This is a genomic window from Bifidobacterium primatium (assembly GCF_002802875.1).
GTDB classification, from domain to species: Bacteria; Actinomycetota; Actinomycetes; order Actinomycetales; family Bifidobacteriaceae; genus Galliscardovia; species Galliscardovia primatium.
The window spans coordinates 352,214-369,701 of the sequence record NZ_PEBI01000002.1 but is presented as its reverse complement, the minus strand read 5'-3'; the positions used below and the strand labels follow the sequence as shown (position 1 = coordinate 369,701).

13 protein-coding genes are annotated in these 17,488 nt (G+C 61.7%); 4 read left to right on the top strand and 9 right to left on the bottom strand.

Going from position 1 to position 17,488, the window contains the following annotated elements; genetic code table 11:
- Positions 1–92: 92 nt before the first annotated feature.
- Positions 93–1,841 (bottom strand): ABC transporter substrate-binding protein, encoded by a 1,749-nt coding sequence (locus CS006_RS05395; RefSeq protein ID WP_165777259.1) that lies wholly within the window; start codon positions 1,839–1,841, stop codon positions 93–95.
- A 319-nt stretch (positions 1,842–2,160) separates the two neighbouring features.
- On the opposite strand from CS006_RS05395, the gene CS006_RS05390 reads away from it, so the two are divergent.
- Positions 2,161–4,470: an alpha-galactosidase gene (locus CS006_RS05390; protein ID WP_165777258.1), complete on the top strand. Its 2,310-nt coding sequence runs from the start codon at positions 2,161–2,163 to the stop codon at positions 4,468–4,470.
- A gap of 9 nt (positions 4,471–4,479) precedes the next feature.
- Positions 4,480–7,005, top strand: coding sequence for a beta-L-arabinofuranosidase domain-containing protein (locus CS006_RS05385; protein WP_100510756.1), 2,526 nt, complete (start codon positions 4,480–4,482; stop codon positions 7,003–7,005).
- Between the two features lie 109 nt (positions 7,006–7,114).
- Here the strand turns inward: CS006_RS05385 and CS006_RS05380 are convergent, their stop codons facing one another.
- The 3 genes from CS006_RS05380 to CS006_RS05370 all read right to left on the bottom strand — a co-directional run bounded on the left by CS006_RS05380 (position 7,115) and on the right by CS006_RS05370 (position 10,792).
- A complete protein-coding gene (locus CS006_RS05380) occupies positions 7,115–8,257 on the bottom strand; it encodes an iron-containing alcohol dehydrogenase (protein WP_100510755.1) in 1,143 nt (380 codons plus the stop codon).
- Positions 8,258–8,482: 225 nt separating this feature from the next.
- Positions 8,483–9,709: an aspartate aminotransferase family protein gene (locus tag CS006_RS05375; protein ID WP_100510754.1), complete on the bottom strand. Its 1,227-nt coding sequence runs from the start codon at positions 9,707–9,709 to the stop codon at positions 8,483–8,485.
- A 273-nt stretch (positions 9,710–9,982) separates the two neighbouring features.
- A complete protein-coding gene (locus CS006_RS05370; protein WP_165777257.1) occupies positions 9,983–10,792 on the bottom strand; it encodes an SDR family NAD(P)-dependent oxidoreductase in 810 nt (269 codons plus the stop codon).
- Between the two features lie 188 nt (positions 10,793–10,980).
- Between CS006_RS05370 and CS006_RS05365 the strand changes: the two genes are divergently transcribed.
- Together CS006_RS05365 and CS006_RS05360 are read left to right on the top strand one after the other, a co-directional pair.
- Positions 10,981–11,253 (top strand): AbrB/MazE/SpoVT family DNA-binding domain-containing protein, encoded by a 273-nt coding sequence (locus tag CS006_RS05365; protein ID WP_100510752.1) that lies wholly within the window; start codon positions 10,981–10,983, stop codon positions 11,251–11,253.
- Positions 11,250–11,588, top strand: coding sequence for a type II toxin-antitoxin system PemK/MazF family toxin (locus CS006_RS05360; protein WP_207760007.1), 339 nt, complete (start codon positions 11,250–11,252; stop codon positions 11,586–11,588). Before CS006_RS05365 ends, CS006_RS05360 begins: the two co-directional genes overlap by 4 nt.
- Before the next feature lie 12 nt (positions 11,589–11,600).
- Here the strand turns inward: CS006_RS05360 and CS006_RS05355 are convergent, their stop codons facing one another.
- The 5 genes from CS006_RS05355 to ribF form a co-directional block, all read right to left on the bottom strand.
- On the bottom strand, positions 11,601–12,818 hold the full coding sequence (locus CS006_RS05355) for a hypothetical protein (RefSeq protein ID WP_133119535.1): 1,218 nt from the start codon (positions 12,816–12,818) through the stop codon (positions 11,601–11,603).
- A 468-nt stretch (positions 12,819–13,286) separates the two neighbouring features.
- Positions 13,287–14,006, bottom strand: coding sequence for a hypothetical protein (locus tag CS006_RS10670; protein WP_133119534.1), 720 nt, complete (start codon positions 14,004–14,006; stop codon positions 13,287–13,289).
- A gap of 208 nt (positions 14,007–14,214) precedes the next feature.
- Positions 14,215–15,345, bottom strand: a complete 1,131-nt coding sequence (locus CS006_RS05345; protein ID WP_100510748.1) for a sensor histidine kinase — start codon at positions 15,343–15,345, stop codon at positions 14,215–14,217.
- A 2-nt stretch (positions 15,346–15,347) separates the two neighbouring features.
- Entirely contained in the window at positions 15,348–16,031 is a 684-nt protein-coding gene (locus CS006_RS05340) for a response regulator transcription factor (RefSeq protein ID WP_165777256.1), read from the bottom strand.
- Between the two features lie 203 nt (positions 16,032–16,234).
- Positions 16,235–17,395, bottom strand: coding sequence for a bifunctional riboflavin kinase/FMN adenylyltransferase (gene ribF, locus CS006_RS05335; RefSeq protein WP_100510746.1), 1,161 nt, complete (start codon positions 17,393–17,395; stop codon positions 16,235–16,237).
- Positions 17,396–17,488: the final 93 nt, after the last annotated feature.

The following is a 17,488-nucleotide window of genomic DNA, read 5'->3' as shown; positions in this document are numbered from 1 at the left end:
TGCTCTATGCGGTTCAGAAGAGCCTATGCAGGGGAAAAGGGCGGCGCCCCGCCCGCCCATACGGGACGGGAACGGGCGGGGCGCCGAATCCGTTACCGTTCGACTGAGACGTTGGTCCAGTCGTAGCCGGCGGAGAGGGCGAAGATGGAGGCGTTCTTGATCGCGCTGCTGTGGATCAGCGTGGCCTTCACCGAGTAGAGCGGCAGCACCGGCGGGTCGTCCATGACGGCGTCGTTGACCTCGCCCCAGATCTTCTCGGCGTCCGAGGTGCTGGAGCTGGCGAGCGCCTTCTTGGCGAGTTCGCTGGCCTTGGTGTTGTTGTAGTTGTCGTAGTTGTACACCTGGGCGGTGCCGGTGTAGGTGAACTGCGGCTGGAAGACGGAGCGTGCGGCGCCGCCGACCCAGTCGGGGTTCCATCCGCACAGGGCGATGTCCCACTTGCCGTTCTTGGTGTTGTCGGGCGTGGTCATGAAGCTGGCGTAGAAGTCGGAGGCGGGCACGGGCACGAGCTGCACGTCGACGCCGGCCTTCTTCATGTCCTGCTGGATGATCTGGGCGATGGAGGGTTCGGTCGCGTTGTCGGAGCGGTAGGCGAGCTTGAGCTTGAGGTTGCCGGCTCCGGCCTTGGCGAGCAGCGACTTGGTCTTGGCCGGGTCGCCCTTGTTGCCGTCGGTCTTGTATGGGTCGCTCTTCTCGTCGAAGCCGACGACGCCGCGTCCGAAGATGCCGACGGCGGGTTCGGCGAGTTCGGAGCCGCCGAGCTTCTGCACGAACGCCGCCTTGTCGACGGAGTACTGCAGGGCCTTGCGCACTTCGGTCTTCTTCAGTGCGCCGCCGTTGTTGTTGGAGAGCGTGTTGAACCACAGGAAGTTGGTGCCGCCCTGGGAGAACGCGCTCATGCTGTCGCCGTTGGTGGTCTTGAGGGTGCCCCACTGCGCGGCGGGCACGTTCATGGCCCACAGGCCGTCGGCGTCGCCGTTGGACACCTGCTGCAGGGCGTTGTCGGCGCTGACGCCGAACGTGAACTCGATGCGGTCGGCGTTGGCGGCGCGCAGCGGGTCGGACACCTTCTTCCAGTTGGGGTTGCGCTTGAGGTACAGGTGACTGTCGGCCTTGTACTCGTCGACGGTGTAGGGGCCGGACGAGATGTAGTTCTTGCGGTAGTCGGGGCTGTCGGGCTCGTAGTCCAGCGATTCCTTGGCCACCGGGGAGACGTTGTCGAGCGACACCATGTAGATGAAGTCGGAGGCCTTCTCCTTGAGCTTGAACACGATGGTGTGGTCGTCGGGCGTGGTGATACCGGGGACGTTGTCGTTCAGGATGTGCTTCTTCACGTTCTCGGTGGTGGGGTTCTTGGTGTCGTAGGCGGCGCAGTACTGCTCCATGCCGTCGATGACGTTGTAGTAGGAGGCGGCGGCGGAGGGCAGCAGCGGGTTGCATACCTTCTTGAAGCCGTTGGCCACGTCCTCGGAGGTGATGACGCGGGCGGGGCTGGTGCTCCACATGGCGTCCTTGCGCAGCTTGAACGTGTAGGTCAGGCCGTCGGAGGAGACGGTCGGCAGCGCTTCGGCGAGGTCGGGCTGGGCCTCGACCTGCTCCTTGGCGTCGTTGCTGGCCTTGTAGCTGATGAGCTGTCGGCTGATGGCGCGCTGGAACGTGTAGGTGCTCACCAGCGAGCTGCCGGTCGGGTCGAGGTGGTCGATGTCGTCGGTGCCGACCAGTTTGATGGTGCCGCCGGTCTTCGCCGTGCCGGAGTCGCTCGATCCGGAGCCGCCGCAGCCGCTCAACGTCATGGCGCATACGGCGACCAGGGCCGCCAGCGCCGTCATTTGCTTTTTCATCGTATTTTCCTCTCTGTGAACGGCGTTTCGCAATATGTGGGAATGGCTGAGACGCCGGAGATATGGACCGCGATGACACCGGTCCGGCATTTCCGTTGGTGGAGATGTTGATGTCCATATAACGGTTTGAATTCGCCATAAGATTTGCCAATATGTAAAACGAAGATGAACTATGGTCTAGTCTTGAGTCTTGTCGTTACATGAATCGCACTTTGCCGAAACGTTGGCGATGGTAACGTAGGCACTCCGTTCAAAGCTTCCCGACAGGGGGTGCAAAAGCTTGGAAATACAACTGATTACGCATGATATGCGGTTCCATATGACCAATGGCCTTATCAGCCATGTCATACAGGTGCTTCCCAATGGCGACCTCAATACGTTGTACTTCGGTTCAGCGATTCATGACCGGATGGATTTCTCCGACCTGCAGGAACTCGACGTCCGCGACACCATGCAGGTCGACGCCGACCATCCGGGCATCTCCCTCGAGCAGATACGCCGCGAGTATCCGCAGGCCGGTTCGTCCGACCTTCGCCCCTGTGCGCTGTCCGTTCGCAACGCGGCGGGATCGCAGGCCGTGAAACTCGCATACGAAACATATCGCATCGTTCACGGCAAGGTTTCGCTCGACGGCCTGCCGTCCACGTTCGCCAACATCGCAACCGACAACGTCGAAGAATCCGGGCAAGCCGACTGCGAGACGCTGGAGATCGACCTTGTCGACGCATCCTTCGGCCTGAAGGTCACGTTGTCGGAGACGATGTTCCGAGGCCTTCCCGTCGTGGCGCGCAGCGTACGCATCAGGAACCTCTCGCACCTGCCGCAGACCGTCGAGGCCGCCTATAGCGCCAGCCTCGACCTGCCCGACGCCGACTGGGACATGATCACGCTCACCGGCGCGTGGGCGCGCGAGACGCACGTCGAACGCGCACCGCTGCGCACCGGACTGCAGGGCGTATCGTCCATCCGCGGCCACAGCAGCCAGCATGCCAGCCCGTACATCGCGCTCGCTCGGCCGAACGCCGACGAGATGCAGGGCGAGTCCGTCGCCGCCACGCTCGTATACAGCGGCAATTTCGACGCCTCCGTGTTCGTGGATTCGTACGCCCGCACACGATTGCGCATCGGCATCAATCCGGAAACGTTCTCATGGCGGCTTGCGCCGGGCGGGACGTTCCGGACGCCCGAGGCCATCATCGCCTGCAGTCGCACAGGCCTCAACGGCCTGAGCCAGACGCTGCACGCGCTGTATCGGCGCAATCTCATCCGTTCTCCGTGGAATACGCGCCGCTCCCCCATCGTCGTCAACACATGGGAGGCCGTGCATATGGATATGGACGAGGCCTCGTTGACGGCCATGGCCCGTTCGGCGAAGGACCTCGGCATGGAGATGCTGGTCGTGGACGACGGATGGTTCGGCCATCGCGACCGCGCGGATTCGTCGCTGGGCGACTGGTTCGCCGACCGGCGCAAGTTCCCGAACGGCCTGAAGTCGCTTGCCGACGCCGTGCACGACATGGGTATGGGATTCGGATTGTGGTTCGAGCCGGAGATGATCAGCGAAGACAGCGACCTGTTCCACCGGCATCCCGACTGGGTGCTCGGCGACCCGCGACTGCCGTTGCGTTCGCTGGGTGTGCAACGATGCCAGTACGTGCTCGACATGACCCGTCCGGAGGTCGTCGATTACCTGTTGCAGGCGATGGGGAACGCCATCGGGCGAATCGGCGTGGACTACGTCAAATGGGATATGAACCGTTCGCTGTCCGAGGCGTATTCACGGGCTTTGCCACCCGACCGGCAGGGCGAGGTGTTCCATCGGCATGCTCTGGGCTATTACCAACTGCTGCATGGCCTTGCCGCACGGTTCCCGAACCTTTTCATCGAATCGTGCGCGAGCGGCGGCGCACGCGTGGACGCCGGTACGTTGGCGACCGCGCCGCAAGCGTGGATCTCCGACGACACTGACGCGCTCGAACGCGTGAAGATTCAATACGGCACGTCGATGCTGTATCCGGTCGGCGCGTGTTCAAACCATGTTTCGGCCATTCCCAACGAGGAGACGGGACGACGGCTGTCGTTGAAGATGTGCGGCGATGTGGCGTTGTTCGGCGCGTTCGGCTACGAGCTCGACCCGACCGTGCTCGATGAAGACGAGCGCAAACGCATCCGCCGGCAGATCGCATGGGCGAAATGGCTGGGCCCGCTGATGAGGACCGGCACGTTCTGGCGTCTGCGCAGCCCGTTCGACCGGCGTCCCGGCTTCGATGCCGCCGACGCCGCATGGATGATGGTCGCCGATGATGGACGGATGGCCGTCGTTGGCTGGTACCGGGCGCTGACCGGTGTGAACGCGCCGGTGCCGTGGCTGAGGCTCGCCGGCCTGCAGGACGATGTGCGGTATGCCGTGACGGAGATCGACACGACGGTCGCCGACGCGGATGACACGGCCATGGCCGGCAGGGGGTTCACGCCGTGGCGGCCGCGATACGGCGACGAGCTCATGCGCGCCGGACTGCCGTTGACCGACCGCACCACCGCCACTTGGGGCCGCAGCCCGCTCCCCGGCGACGGCTTCTCCCGCATCTTCATCCTCACCGCCATCCCCACCGCCAACACCTCCCTCTAAGGACGCTTCATGACCGCTACCGCACAATCCGACGCCGACGCCATCACGCTCGGCAATCTCGCCACCGTGGAGTTCGATCTCGACCTGCCGTCGACGGGCCGGCATGGCTCCCGTATCGCCTGGCAATCGTCGGACGATCGCTGGCTGGATTCCACCGGCCGCGTGCATCGTCCGGTGTTCGGCCGAGGCGACCGCAAGGTCACGCTCACCGCCACGGTCACGAACGACGGCGACACCGTGACGCGCGATTTCGCCGTCACCGTGGTGCAGCAGCCGTATACGGCCGCCATCCGCTCCGTGCCTCCAATCATGCGACGATGTGTCGCCGATGACGGCCGCACAGCACCCTTGCATGTTCGTCTGCCCTCATGGAGAGCGGCGATCACCGATATCGGCGCCATCGCCGTGCCGTTGGTCTGGCCCGATGCCGAAGCCGTCGTTCGGCCGGCTCCGGGCCGGACCGTCGTCACCGGCCATACCGGCACCGAACCGTCGTTCCCCGTAACGGCGGTCATCGACGTCGAATCGGAGCATTCCGGAAGCGCCGAAGATTCTGCGGACGATGCCATGGGAGACAACGGCTCGGGCGGCAACGATGACACCAACGCCGATTCCATGAAGTTAAAGCCGACGCTTCGCAACGTTCCTCTCACCGCCATCCGCTTCGACGCGGATTCGGTCATCGGCCGCGATCAGCGTCTCCGTCTGGAGTATCTGCGTTCGCTGGACGACGACCGGCTGCTCTACGCCTTCCGTCAGGCGGCCGGCATCGATACGTGCGACGCGCAGCCGATGACCGGCTGGGATTCGCCGGATTGCCTGCTGCGCGGCCACACCACCGGGCATGTGCTCTCCGCCTACGCGCTGTGCGTGCAGGCGACCGGTGACGCCGGAATCCGCGGCAAACTCGACCATCTCGTCGACGGCCTTGCCGAAGTGCAGCGGGCGTTCGCGAAACGGTCCGGTTGCCGTCCCGGTTTTCTCAGCGCCTACGACGAATGCCAGTTCGACGATCTGGAACGTCTCGTGCCCTATCCCGACGTGTGGGCACCGTACTACACACTGCATAAGATTCTCGCCGGCCTCATCGACGCCTATGAGGCCGGTGCGACGCAGGCACTGCCGATAGCCGAAGGCATCGGCCGATGGGTGGCCGACCGTCTTGGACGGCTGACTCCGGAGCATCGTCAACGCATGTGGAGCACGTATATCGCCGGCGAATTCGGCGGCATGAACGAGGCGCTGGCGCGTCTCGCCGCCATCGTCGGCGAGCGCGGCGGCGGCAGCGGCGACGACAACGATGACGACAGCGACCACCATGGCAAACATTGCGGTGCCGAACGGTTCCTCACGACCGCCCGCTATTTCGACAACGACCGTCTGCTCGAACCCCTGCGGCAGCATGTGGACGCATTGGACGGGATGCACGCGAACCAGCACATCCCCCAGGCCATCGGATATCTTGCACTGGCAGAACAATCAGGAATTCACGTCATCGACCGACGAACCGGAAACATGTATCTTCAGGCGGCGGAACGTTTCTGGCACGAGGTCGTTTCATCGCATCTGTATGCGATCGGCGGAACGGGACAGGGCGAGATGTTCCGCACGCCGAACGTCGTCGCCGGATCTCTGGCCGACGATACGGCCGAGACCTGCGCCACCTACAATCTGCTCAAGCTCGCCGACGGGCTGCGGCGGCACGGAGACGTCCTCTCCCCCGAGTACGGCGACTACATCGAGCTGGCGCTGCGCAACCATATCGCCGCATCCATCGACAGTTCGGCACCGAACGGCGGCAGCACGTATTTCCTGCCGACGTGCGAGGACGGCCGCAGGTCGTTCGACATCGACGGCAACACCTGCTGCCACGGCACCGGTCTTGAGGTCCACTTCCGTGCCGGCGAGGGCGCGGTGCTTATCGACGACCGATCGGACGCCGTGCATATCCAGCTGCTGGAGTCCATGAACGTCGATGCTCCGGACGACGGCATCGTCATGCGTATCGACGCGGCCGACGAGACGCCGAACATCATCCATATCCATATCGACCGGTTGGCGGCTGCGACGCTGCGCGTCCGCGTGCCATGGTGGGCGCTTGGCCGCGCATTTCCCGATTTCGACGGCCACGACGACCGACATCCGGAACAGCCGCGCGGCGGCGGCCCCGATGTCACCGGCATCGTCGTCGCCGTCAACGGCTGCCCGGTCGATGTCGGACGCCATGCCGGCTGCAATCACGACACCGCCGAATACGGCATTGTGGAATACGGCATTGTGGAATACGACGCCTCCACGCATGAGCTGGTGTTTCCCATGAAACGCCCGTCCGGCACGTCGATGACCGACATCGACATTCGATTCCCCATTGGTATAGGCATCGTCCGCACACCGGACGACGCCGGCACGGCGGCGATCACCTGGGGACCATACGTGATGGCCGAGTATGGCGATTCCCCGCGATTCGAACCCATCGCACGAATTCCGGCCGATGTGCCATACCAGTTGTATTTCCGTATCGACGAGAAAGCCTGAAACGAATACACGGAGCGCCGCGGCGACCGATACGGTCGTTCGCGGCGCTCCAGTTCCCACAACACGGCGATCACAGAGAGGAACGATCGCCGTCAATCACAAAGAGAAATCACAGTGCTCGATAGATCGCCTCCACATCCTTCGGGGTGACGGCGCGCGGATTGACCGCGATGTTGCCGGATGCCATGGCGTCCCGAGTCATCTGCTCGACGACAGCGGGGAACGACTCGCGGTCGACGCCGGCGGCCTCCAGTGAATCGGGGATGCCGATGGATTCAAGCAGCGAGCGAATCTCGTTGATGAAGTCCTCCGGCTCGTAGTATTCGACGTCGGGGAACAACGCCTCGTGCATGAGCTCGTACTGGCCCTTGTCGGCGAGCGCGTTGAATTCCAGCACACTGGGCAGCAGCAGGCCGTTGGCCTCGCCGTGCGCCACATGGAAGAACGCGGAGATGGGGTGGCTCATGGCGTGCACGAGTCCGAGTCGGGTGGATTCGAAGGCGATGCCGGCCATGGTGGCGGCGACCATCATGCCACGCGCGGCCTCGGCGTCGTCGCGTCGGGCGTAGAAGCGCTTGAGGTATTTGCCGATGAGGCGCAGCGCCTCGAGCGAGTACATGCCGGAAAACGTGGAGTCCACGGTGTTGGTGAACGATTCGATGGCGTGGACCATGGCGTCGGTGCCGCAGGCGGCGGCCACGCGGGCCGGGACGGTGGCGAGCACGCCTGGGTCGAGGATGGCGTAGGCGGGCAGCAGCAGCTTGGAGCCGACGGTGAGCTTGTAGTTGCGGGCCTCGTCGGTGATGACGGAGAACGAGGTGACCTCGCTGCCGGTGCCGGCGGTGGTGGGAATGGCGATGAACGGCACGATGGGGCCGGGCACGGTGTTCATGCCCTCGTAGTCGCCGATTTCGCCGCCGTACTTGACGACCACGCCGACGGCCTTGGCCACGTCGAGCGAGGAGCCGCCGCCGATGGCGATGATGGAGTCGCATTCGCCGCTCTTGAACAGCTTGGCGGCTTCGTCCACGCAAACTGCGGTCGGGTTGGGCTTGACGTCGGTGAACATGGCGTGCCTGATGCCGGCCTCGTCGAGCGATGCCGTGGCCTGCTTGGCGAGCGGCGCCTCGGCGAGGAACGGGTCGGCGATGATGAGCACGTTGGTCATGTTGAGCTCGGCGGCGTAGGTGCCGAGCCGGCTTACTCCGCCGTAGTCGACGATGATGTTCTGCGGTATGGAAAACTTGAGCATGGTATCCCTTCGATCTGCGGCATCGTCGCCGCGGTTTCCAGCATAGAAGAGCCGATGGAAATAATCCAGGGGAACGCCCTCCCCTCGGTTACTCATCGGTATTCATAAAATAGCTCCCTCGGTCAGAGGACGTCGGTATTCATAAAATGGCTCCCCTCATGATTGAGGGGAGCTGTCGGCGAAGCCGACTGAGGGGAGTTGACCCCGGGCCATCTCCGACGGATGTCACTCCTTGCCGGCGGCGACGGCGTTCACGGAGTCGGTGAGGATCTCGATCGCTTCGTCGATCTGCTTCTTGGTGACGATCAGCGGCGGGATGCAGCGGATGATGCTGTCGCCGATGGCGGTGGTGAGCAGTCCGCGCTTGAGGGCGGCGTGCTTGACGTCGACGGCGTTGACGGTGCCGTCGAACTCGAAGCCGACGAGCAGGCCACGGCCGCGGGATTCCTTGATGTGCGGCAGGCTCTTGCCCTGTTCGATGAAGTATTCGCCCATCTTGGCGGCGTTCTCCGGCAGCTTGCGGCTGACGATCTCGTCGACCTCGGCGAGCGCGGCGGCGGTGCACATCGGGGAGCCGCCGAACGTGGTGCCGTGGGTTCCGGGGGTCAGGGACGCGGCGATCGGGTCCTTGGTGACCATGGCGCCAATCGGGACGCCGCCGCCGAGACCCTTGGCCATGGTGAAGATGTCGGGCTCGACGCCGTAGCCCTGCCAAGCGAACAGGGAGCCGGTGCGGCCCCAGCCGGTCTGGACCTCGTCGAAGATGAGCAGCAGTCCGTTGTCGTCGCACAGCTTGCGCAGGCCTTCGAGGAACTCCTGCGTGGCCGGGTGCACGCCGCCCTCGCCCTGCACGGGCTCGACCATGATGGCGATGGTGTTGTCGGTGATCTTGGCCTTGAAGTCGTCGAGGTTGTTGAATTCGGCGTAGGCGAAGCCGGGGGTCATCTGGCCGAAGCCGTCCTGGGCGAGGGATCCGGGCTGGCCGGTGGCGGCCAGTGCGCCGAAGGTGCGGCCGTGGAAGGAATGCAGCGCGGAGAGGATCTCGTACTTGTGGGGGCCGAAGTGGTCGATGCCGTACTTGCGGGCGAGCTTGATGGCCACCTCGTTGGCCTCGGTGCCGGAGTTCTGGTAGAAGATCTTGTCGAATCCGGCAAGGTCGCACACCTTCTTGGCGAGCAGTGCCTGCGGGATGGTGTATGGGTAGTTGAAGGTGTGCATGATGTCGCCCACCTGGTCGCGCACGGCGGCCACGACCTTCGGGTTGCAGTTGCCGGCGTTGTTCACGGCGATGCCGCCGTAGAAATCAAGGTAGGCGTTGCCGTCCGGATCGTAGATGTACATGCCTTCGGCGCGTTCGGCGACGAAATCGTAACGCTCGTACGTCTCGATCATGTACTTCTTCACGAGGCCCTTGAGCTCGTCCTGGGTGAGACCCGTATCCGCAAGCTTCATCTCATGCTCCTTCCGCTATGACGTGCGTTCCACGTCGATGCAGGTGTTCGTTCGATCACGCGCTTGCAGGTTGCCGGATATCGTTCATCCGCGACGTTCGGCGACCGCCTTGCTGTGCAATCTAGAACGGAGTCTAAGTTCGCCGTGTTTCCTCGCGACCGCGTTTATGTGTCCCCAAGATGACACCGAGAAGCCATTTAGTCCAATGAGATGATTTGCAGTAGACATATAGTCCATATCAATCAGCCTCCCTCCGACGAGGGAGGAGGCGCGCTATGGCCGTCCGTCCAGCCCCTGTAGACGCAGCTGCGACCACATGAGAGTCCGCACCGGCAGCAGCCTCGTCGCCGCGAAAATCGTCTTGGCCGGCCAGCCCGGCAGCGACAGCGCACGTCCACGGAACGTATCCTCGATGATGTTCCGCACCACAGCGCGCGCGTCCATGATGCCGACGAAGTTGTGGAACGGCCGCCGCTCCCCCGTCTTCGGCTGCGCCCGGTCGAAGAATTCGGTGCGCACCCAGTACGGGCATGCGGCCGTCACCTTGATGCCGCGGTGGGCGAGCTCGCGGCCGAGCGCCCGCGACCAGCTGACCATGAACGCCTTCGTTGCCGCATACACGTTGATGTACGGGCACGGCAGGAATCCGCTGATGGAGCACAGGTTCATGATTCTTGCACCGGCGCGCATGTACGGCAGACTGTGCGAGACCATGGCGAGAGGCGCCTTGATGTTGAGGTCCACCATGGCGAGCTCGTCGGAAAGCGGCACGTTTTCGAAGTGGTCCATTTTGCCGAAGCCGGCGCAGTTGGCGAGCATCACGATGTTCGGCCGCTCCTCGGCGAGTAGCTGGCGATACGCTTCGAGGTCGTCGGCGTCGGCGAGGTCGAGCGCCAACGGCCGCACCTTCACCGGCGCGCCGCCCGCAAGCTCACGCAATCGCTTCTCCCGTCGCGCGATCACCCATATCTCGTCGGCCCCGATGCGCCCGACCGCCGCCCAGTAGGCGATCTGCTGCACGAACTCGCGTCCCATGCCGCTCGACGCACCCGTCACCACGATGACGTTCGCACCCCTCCCCACGTTTCCACGTCCGTTTCCGTTCACATTTCCACCCATCTCGGCCTCCTCGCCATCAAAACCACGCATTCCACTCCCATTATCCCCGCTTTTCACGACGGATTCCCAACGCAACGACATTGGTATATCCTTATGTATATCCGTACTTACATTGACGAAACGCTCATTGGCAACTCAATCAGGGAGGCATCATGACCAGCACGGCGGTTGTGGCGACCTGGGGCAACAGCGAGGCCATTCGCATCCCCAAGGAGATTCGCGAACAGACCGGCATCTCGGCCGGCAGCTACGTGACGTTGGACGTGGAGGACGGCAACATCGTCATCAGGCCGGTCTCCCCCAAGACCACACGCGTCAGCGACTACAACGTCCCCGATCTGCGCGATCTGTTCGCCGATTGGAGGGGAACATGGCAGCCCGAGGAAGACGGCTTCGCCGCCCCTGTCGGACAGGAGGCGATGTGAACGGATTCAGACGAGGCGATGTCGTCGCCGCCGACCTCGACCCTTCGGCCGGTCACGAGCAGCGCAAACGACGGTACCTGCTGGTCGTAAGCAATGACCGATACAACCAGCTGTGCAATCTGACGATGACCTGCCCCATCACGTCGCGCGACAACGGGTACCCGCTGCATCTGCCGGTGCATCCCATATCGACATCGCATAGCATCGAGGGATTCGTGCAGACCGAACAGCTCAAGGCATTGGATCTCAAGGCCCGCAACGCCGAGATCATCGGATATGTTCCCGACGACGAGATGAAGCACGTCATCGAATACGTCATGGCCTCCCTGATTTAAGGAACTGCGGACTCAATGCCGCCGGCGGGGACCTTGAATGTGAGCTCCCGTCCGCCCCGGCCCCCGCCGACGCCTGATGACGAGCATCACACTCGCACCGACGACAGCAACGACCACCGCCGCACCCGCACAGATTCCCGAAATCACGGCGGCGGACAATCCACTACCGTTATTCCCGTCATCCCTGGCCTCCACCTGAGACGAACCGACACCGTCGTCCACAGTCTTCGGCAGCCTCAGCATCGAGAGGAACAACGAATTCTCGTTCTGCGTGTGCATGCCGAGAACCAGCATCCGTCCGCCGTCTCCGGACTGGGTGATCAATAGCTTGCGCGGTCCTATCGGATCAGCGACGGAAGGCTGATTGTCATACGCCGAGTCCTTCGAATCGTAGATGGACACGCCGCTTTGCTGTCGCCCGGTGTCGAGATTCAGTTGATAAACCTTGCCGTCGTCCGATTCTCGATTGCCCATGGCTCCATATATGACGTTGCGGTCGTCCTCAATCATCATCGGTATGATGTTCGTGGCCACGGCATCCGTCTCCGCCTCGGCTTTCGCAACACCCCGAGAGAGGTCAAAAGCCTCGGCCTTACCGGCGGTCTGCCTTTGACCGATGGCGTTATTGCTTACCACCAGTCGTTTGCCGGTCCGCGACAGCATAAGGGTCCGTGGCGTGAACGGCACGTCAAGCGCCCGCCGCTCCCCCGTCCGCACGTCGATGACGACGACCTGCTTCGCACCGGAGATGTAGGCGAGCGCACCACCGTCATCGGACACCTTCATCCTCATATCGGAGCCAACTCCTTCCGAAGCGGTTTTCAATGCACGTATGTCGCCCGTGTTCATGTTGATGGTGCCGAACGCCGAATCCCGGTTGCGTTCACGATAGAAGTACGCGTAGATCAGCCCGGTTTTCGAGGAGAACGCGGGCAGATAGCTGACGCTGGCGTTCGTCAGGGAGAACAGCCGCTTGCTGTGTCCGCTGGCGATATCGTATGAGTACAGATCGTATTGCGCCAGGCCGGTTTCGGCGGTGCCGCCTTTGGTGATCACCGGCGCATAGGCGGTTCTTCCATCCTCACTGACGACGACCATGGTCAGATGACCACCAAAACCGCCGATCTGCTTCATGGACGCCGTATCGAACACCTTCACCGTGCCGGCATCCAACACATACAGCCGGCTGCCGTCGGCGGACAACGACACGTCGCCCGTCCCATTGGACATGAACGTTATCTTCGACCGCACCGTTCTGGAGACCACATCGACGACATATACGTGGCCTCCCTGCCGCACGTACGCGGTCTTGCCGTCCGGAGACGACATGACCCTGATGAAGCCATACGTTCCTCCGGAGTCGGACAACGAAAACGTCGGCGACACCGTTCCCTCGAACGTCGGCCCGCCATCATTTGCCGACGAGGCACCACCGGATGCCGATTCGCCGTCTCCGGCGGCCATAACAACGGACGATGCTGCATGGGACGGCGCCACAGGCGCTATCACGGTGGCCGCAAGCATGCCAATCACCATAAGTACGGCCGACAATACCGACGTCACCGGCCTGAGCATTCCCCCATGCAGCATATCTCCGTCCTCTCTCACGCTACCGACCCTCCCGTTAAGGGCAAGAACTTTGTCTCGCTGATAATTACTGAATACTGCGGCGCCATCAAAAACGGGGAGGCAAAGGAATCATCCTTGTTTCCATAGGATGATGTCGCTGTTCTTGGGCACGATCATCGAATCGTACATGGCGTGGGTCACATAGACCGAGACTCCACGATCATCTCGGGTACGTACATGTTTCACTGCGCCGAGCGGGGTCAGGTCACGGACAGCGGTATCTTTCAGACTGACGATTGCCAGCTTGCTCATCCCACGAAGCGCCGAGATATCGCTGAGGTTCGTCAGATGATCAAGACATATGATCTTCAGATTCGTGAATACCTCCAATCCCGAAAGATTCGTCAAGTGCTTCAACGCAATGCCGCATGACGGAAGTGTGTCGGGCATGTTGTATTCATTGAGCACGCCAATAACCGTGAGATCGGTCACGCTTTCCGCTTTCTTCTTGGAAAGCTGGTCCGTGGGTTTTGCCCACATTTCACTGGCCACACATTCCGCCAGAGTCCGGTCCTTGATCACGTCATAATATGTACCCAACGAATCAGTGACCGGCTTTTCGGTTTCGGTCGGAGAAGAAACGGATGGGGAACTTTCCGAAGGTGATGGATTCGTCGTCGCAGAGGCCGATGCACTGCCGCCGGACTTCGCGGCACCTGTCGATTCCCCTCCCGATGAGCATCCACCGATAAGCATCAACGACAGACACACCATCATCGAAGAAACAACCTTGATTGCACCGTAACGAGACTTCTCCATCCCGGCATCCCCATCCACGTATTCCGACATTGCAATACCGCTATCGCCTAATTTAGCATCACCGCCTCGTATCGTTTCCTCCTCGTCGTTGAAGTATGGCCTACGTCGCCCACGCTATCGGACTTGCCGGAACAGGCAAAATATTGCATCAACTATGGTTGATGCCTTTCGGCAGATGGCCGGCACCTTTTGGCAGATGATTGATGCCTTTCGGCAGCAACATATTCCGCATATTTCCTCACAGGGGAATGGAGGCGTATAACGTCCAGCTCCCGTCCTCCAGGACCTGACGAACCACGCCTCCCCTATGCGCAATGCGCTGCTTTAACGAGACAAGTCCGTGTCCCCGAGAAGCAGGAATCGCGGATTGTTCTTTTCGAATAGTGTTCGACTGCACCACGGTTATCTCGTGCAAGGAGAAAACGATGCTGAGATAATACGGTTCGCTCGGCTCGCCGTGCCGCATGATGTTTGCAAACAACTCCCTCAGCAAACCCGACAGGCATTCCTCACCTTCCGTCGAAATACGGGCAGGATCTCCCTGCACGGCAATTCTGCCGGCGAAACCGATCGACGCCAGTCGATGCTCCTCTTCCCGAAGCATCGTTCCCAACCTGTCGGACGGCCGTTGATGTGATTCTTTCAGGGAATCGGATTCGCTGAGATCCCGTTCCGACTCATCATTTAGATAGTCGATGATCTGATACAGCGAATTCATCGCCTTTACCGATGCATCCTGCATACCGGAGATTATCGTCTGCGGGGTCTTATCCGTACGCTGGGATAGAAGAATGGCGTAGGAAAGCTGCCCCGATACGGCATCATGGATTTCCGCTGCGACTCTTTTCTCACGTTGGTATTGCAGCCGTTCCTGATGCAGGGCCTGCAATTCACGATTGATGACGACTTCCCTCCGGAACATCCCTCCTATGCACCACGCGAAGATGAACGAACAGGACATCATCATTGCGATAATCAATGAGTCATCCGCAGCATGGAAAATGCAATATTGCAGCATTCTCGCCGACACGGCAACCATCATCATCACCAGGCCGTTTTTCCAAAAACGATGATAACCAAGAAAACCCAAAGCAACCCAGACGCCCCAATACTGACTCACTCCTTCATTCAAAGGCAGCAATGAAAAGCAGCAATAGATGAAAACAACGATTTCACCGCCTTCGATTGGCCTGAAAGGTATCAACAACACGGCGAATATGTGCGCGAGAGAACATACCACCGCAATAATGCAATGCGGAGGATTCATCTGCCATTCCAGTAGGGACACTACAACCACAACGGCTATCAATAACGTCACAAAATCAACATTCGAGGCTCGGTCCTGCAGCCATTCTTTGGAATCATTCATTGTCATTCCCTTGCCGTCACCCACATGCCCACGGCCTCGGCACGGTTGCGGGCGCCGAGCTTCTTCATCGCCTTGACCACATGCGTTTTGACCGTGGAAGGGGAGATACCGAGCTTTTCCGCGATCTCGTCGGAGGTCAGGCCGTATGAGCAGAGGTCCATGACGTCGAACTCCCGTTCGGAGAAGAGCTCCTCCCTAGCCGGCGTCGTCTTGCGGAGTCTTCGATACGATTCATCCACGGTCGTGAAACGGCCGTATCGCTCGAAGAGACCGCCATCGGCCACGGTGACGATCGCCCGCACGATTTCCATGCGGTCAAGCTTGGGAACCAGACCCTGAGCCCCGGCTTCCGCCAACCGCTTTGCGTATTTCGTCGGAGAATACGACGTGATGCCGAGAATCGCCATGACTTCGTGCCGGGAACGTACCGCTTCGCAGACGCGAACGCCGGAGATGTCCTCCATGCTCATGTCGAGCAGCAACACGTCCGCAACGGTCTCGACTCGATTGCACCGCATAATCGCCCTGCGGCCGCTGGTCTCGCACCAGTCCGTCACGATGCGAATCCCGTCTTCGGCGAGGTCATCGTATGTTCCGCAGATCAGCTGGTCCAACATGGCGAGCGCGCATCGGTCATTGTCCACGATCGCCACATGAATCGTCCGGCATCCCTTGTCATCATTCACGCTATCCAACCTACTCCGGCGGGATTCGTTCATACGAGGGAAAGGGGATTATAATCCGCAGCTTGCCGTGGGGCATCAACTATAGTTGATGCCCCGTTTGCATACGCAATACGAAAGCCCCTTCCGCATGGCTGCCGCATGCGGAAGGGGCCTTGACGAAAAGACATTGCGGGCCGTCGAAACCGGAGAACTCGGGCGGGAGTCTACTTGCAGATATCCCTGGTCTGTTCGACGTTGCGCCTGAGTTCGGCGACGAGTTCGTCGGCGCCGTCGAAATGCACCTGCGGACGCAGGAACTTCACGAACTCCACGCGGGTGTGGTGGCCGTAGAGGTCCAGCCATTCGGGCTTGCCGTCCTCGCCGAGCGGGGCGATGGCGTAGGCTTCGAGCACGCGGGCCTCCGGCTCGCCGAACGTCACCTTGGTGCCGATGGAGATGGCGGAGGGGTAGCGCCTCTCCTCCCCCGTCTCGGGGTCGACGTCCACGAGCCATCCGGCGTATACGCCGTCGGCCGGCATGTAGCCCTGCACGTCGCCGGCCACGTTGGCCGTGGGGAATCCGAGTGTGCGGCCGCGCTGCTTGCCACCGACGACCACGCCTTCGACCACATGCGGACGGCCGAGAATCTCGGCGGCCTCGTCCACCCTGCCTCGAGACAGCAGGTAGCGCACGTACGAGGAGCTCCATGCGCGCACCAGACGGTTCGGGGTCTTCTTGCTCAGTGCACGACGTTCCGCCTTGGTCAGGCCGGAATCGGGATCGTTCACCTTGTCGAGGGCTTCGGCGGTCTCGTCGCTGTCGGTCAGCGGCACGCGCACCTCGCCGGGGCCGCGGTCGTCGACCACGTCCACTTCGAACATGCGGGTGGCCTGGGCGATGGAGTCAATGGAGTCGACGTTGCCGGCGCGTCCGGCGCCCATGCGAGCGTCCTTGCCGATCACGAGATTGCGCAGGCCGATCTTGCCGACCAGCTGGCCAAGGAAGTACTGGTAGGATTTGGCGCCGAATTCCAACGTGTAGCGAATCACGATGGCGTAGTCGATGCCCATCTCCTCGATGAGCTTCAGACGACGGTCGATGCCGGTCAGTGCCTCGGCATCGGTGTAGGTCTCGTCCTTGGGCAGCTGGGCGCCGTCATGGTCCTTCGCGTACTGGCGCACGATTTCCGGACGCGGGTCGAACAGGATGACCACCGAACGGCAGCCATAGCTTTTCGCCAGGTCGACGGTGCGCTTGAGCACCGCCTGATGGCCGCGATGCACGCCGTCGAAATTGCCGACGGCCACGATGGAACGCTTGTTCTGCCCGAACGGCGGCCAAGCCAGCGCGCCTTCGGTGTCGGGAACCAGTGTGGTGATCTTCATGAATGTCCTCGCTCGAATTCCTATCGTCTGTCGTCTCTGTCGTCGGACGCCGACGCTCATATATACCGATGTACTAGCTTAACGGCCCCGCCG

Bases quoted from the DNA above. Each gene is read 5' to 3' on its own strand.
- CS006_RS05395 (WP_165777259.1), bottom strand. From the start codon at position 1,841: ATGAAAAAGCAAATGACGGCGCTGGCGGCCCTGGTCGCCGTATGCGCC.
- CS006_RS05390 (WP_165777258.1), top strand. From the start codon at position 2,161: ATGACCAATGGCCTTATCAGCCATGTCATACAGGTGCTTCCCAATGGC.
- CS006_RS05385 (WP_100510756.1), top strand. From the start codon at position 4,480: ATGACCGCTACCGCACAATCCGACGCCGACGCCATCACGCTCGGCAAT.
- CS006_RS05380 (WP_100510755.1), bottom strand. From the start codon at position 8,257: ATGCTCAAGTTTTCCATACCGCAGAACATCATCGTCGACTACGGCGGA.
- CS006_RS05375 (WP_100510754.1), bottom strand. From the start codon at position 9,709: ATGAAGCTTGCGGATACGGGTCTCACCCAGGACGAGCTCAAGGGCCTC.
- CS006_RS05365 (WP_100510752.1), top strand. From the start codon at position 10,981: ATGACCAGCACGGCGGTTGTGGCGACCTGGGGCAACAGCGAGGCCATT.
- CS006_RS05355 (WP_133119535.1), bottom strand. From the start codon at position 12,818: ATGTCCAATGGGACGGGCGACGTGTCGTTGTCCGCCGACGGCAGCCGG.
- CS006_RS10670 (WP_133119534.1), bottom strand. From the start codon at position 14,006: ATGTCGGAATACGTGGATGGGGATGCCGGGATGGAGAAGTCTCGTTAC.
- CS006_RS05345 (WP_100510748.1), bottom strand. From the start codon at position 15,345: ATGAATGATTCCAAAGAATGGCTGCAGGACCGAGCCTCGAATGTTGAT.
- ribF (WP_100510746.1), bottom strand. From the start codon at position 17,395: ATGAAGATCACCACACTGGTTCCCGACACCGAAGGCGCGCTGGCTTGG.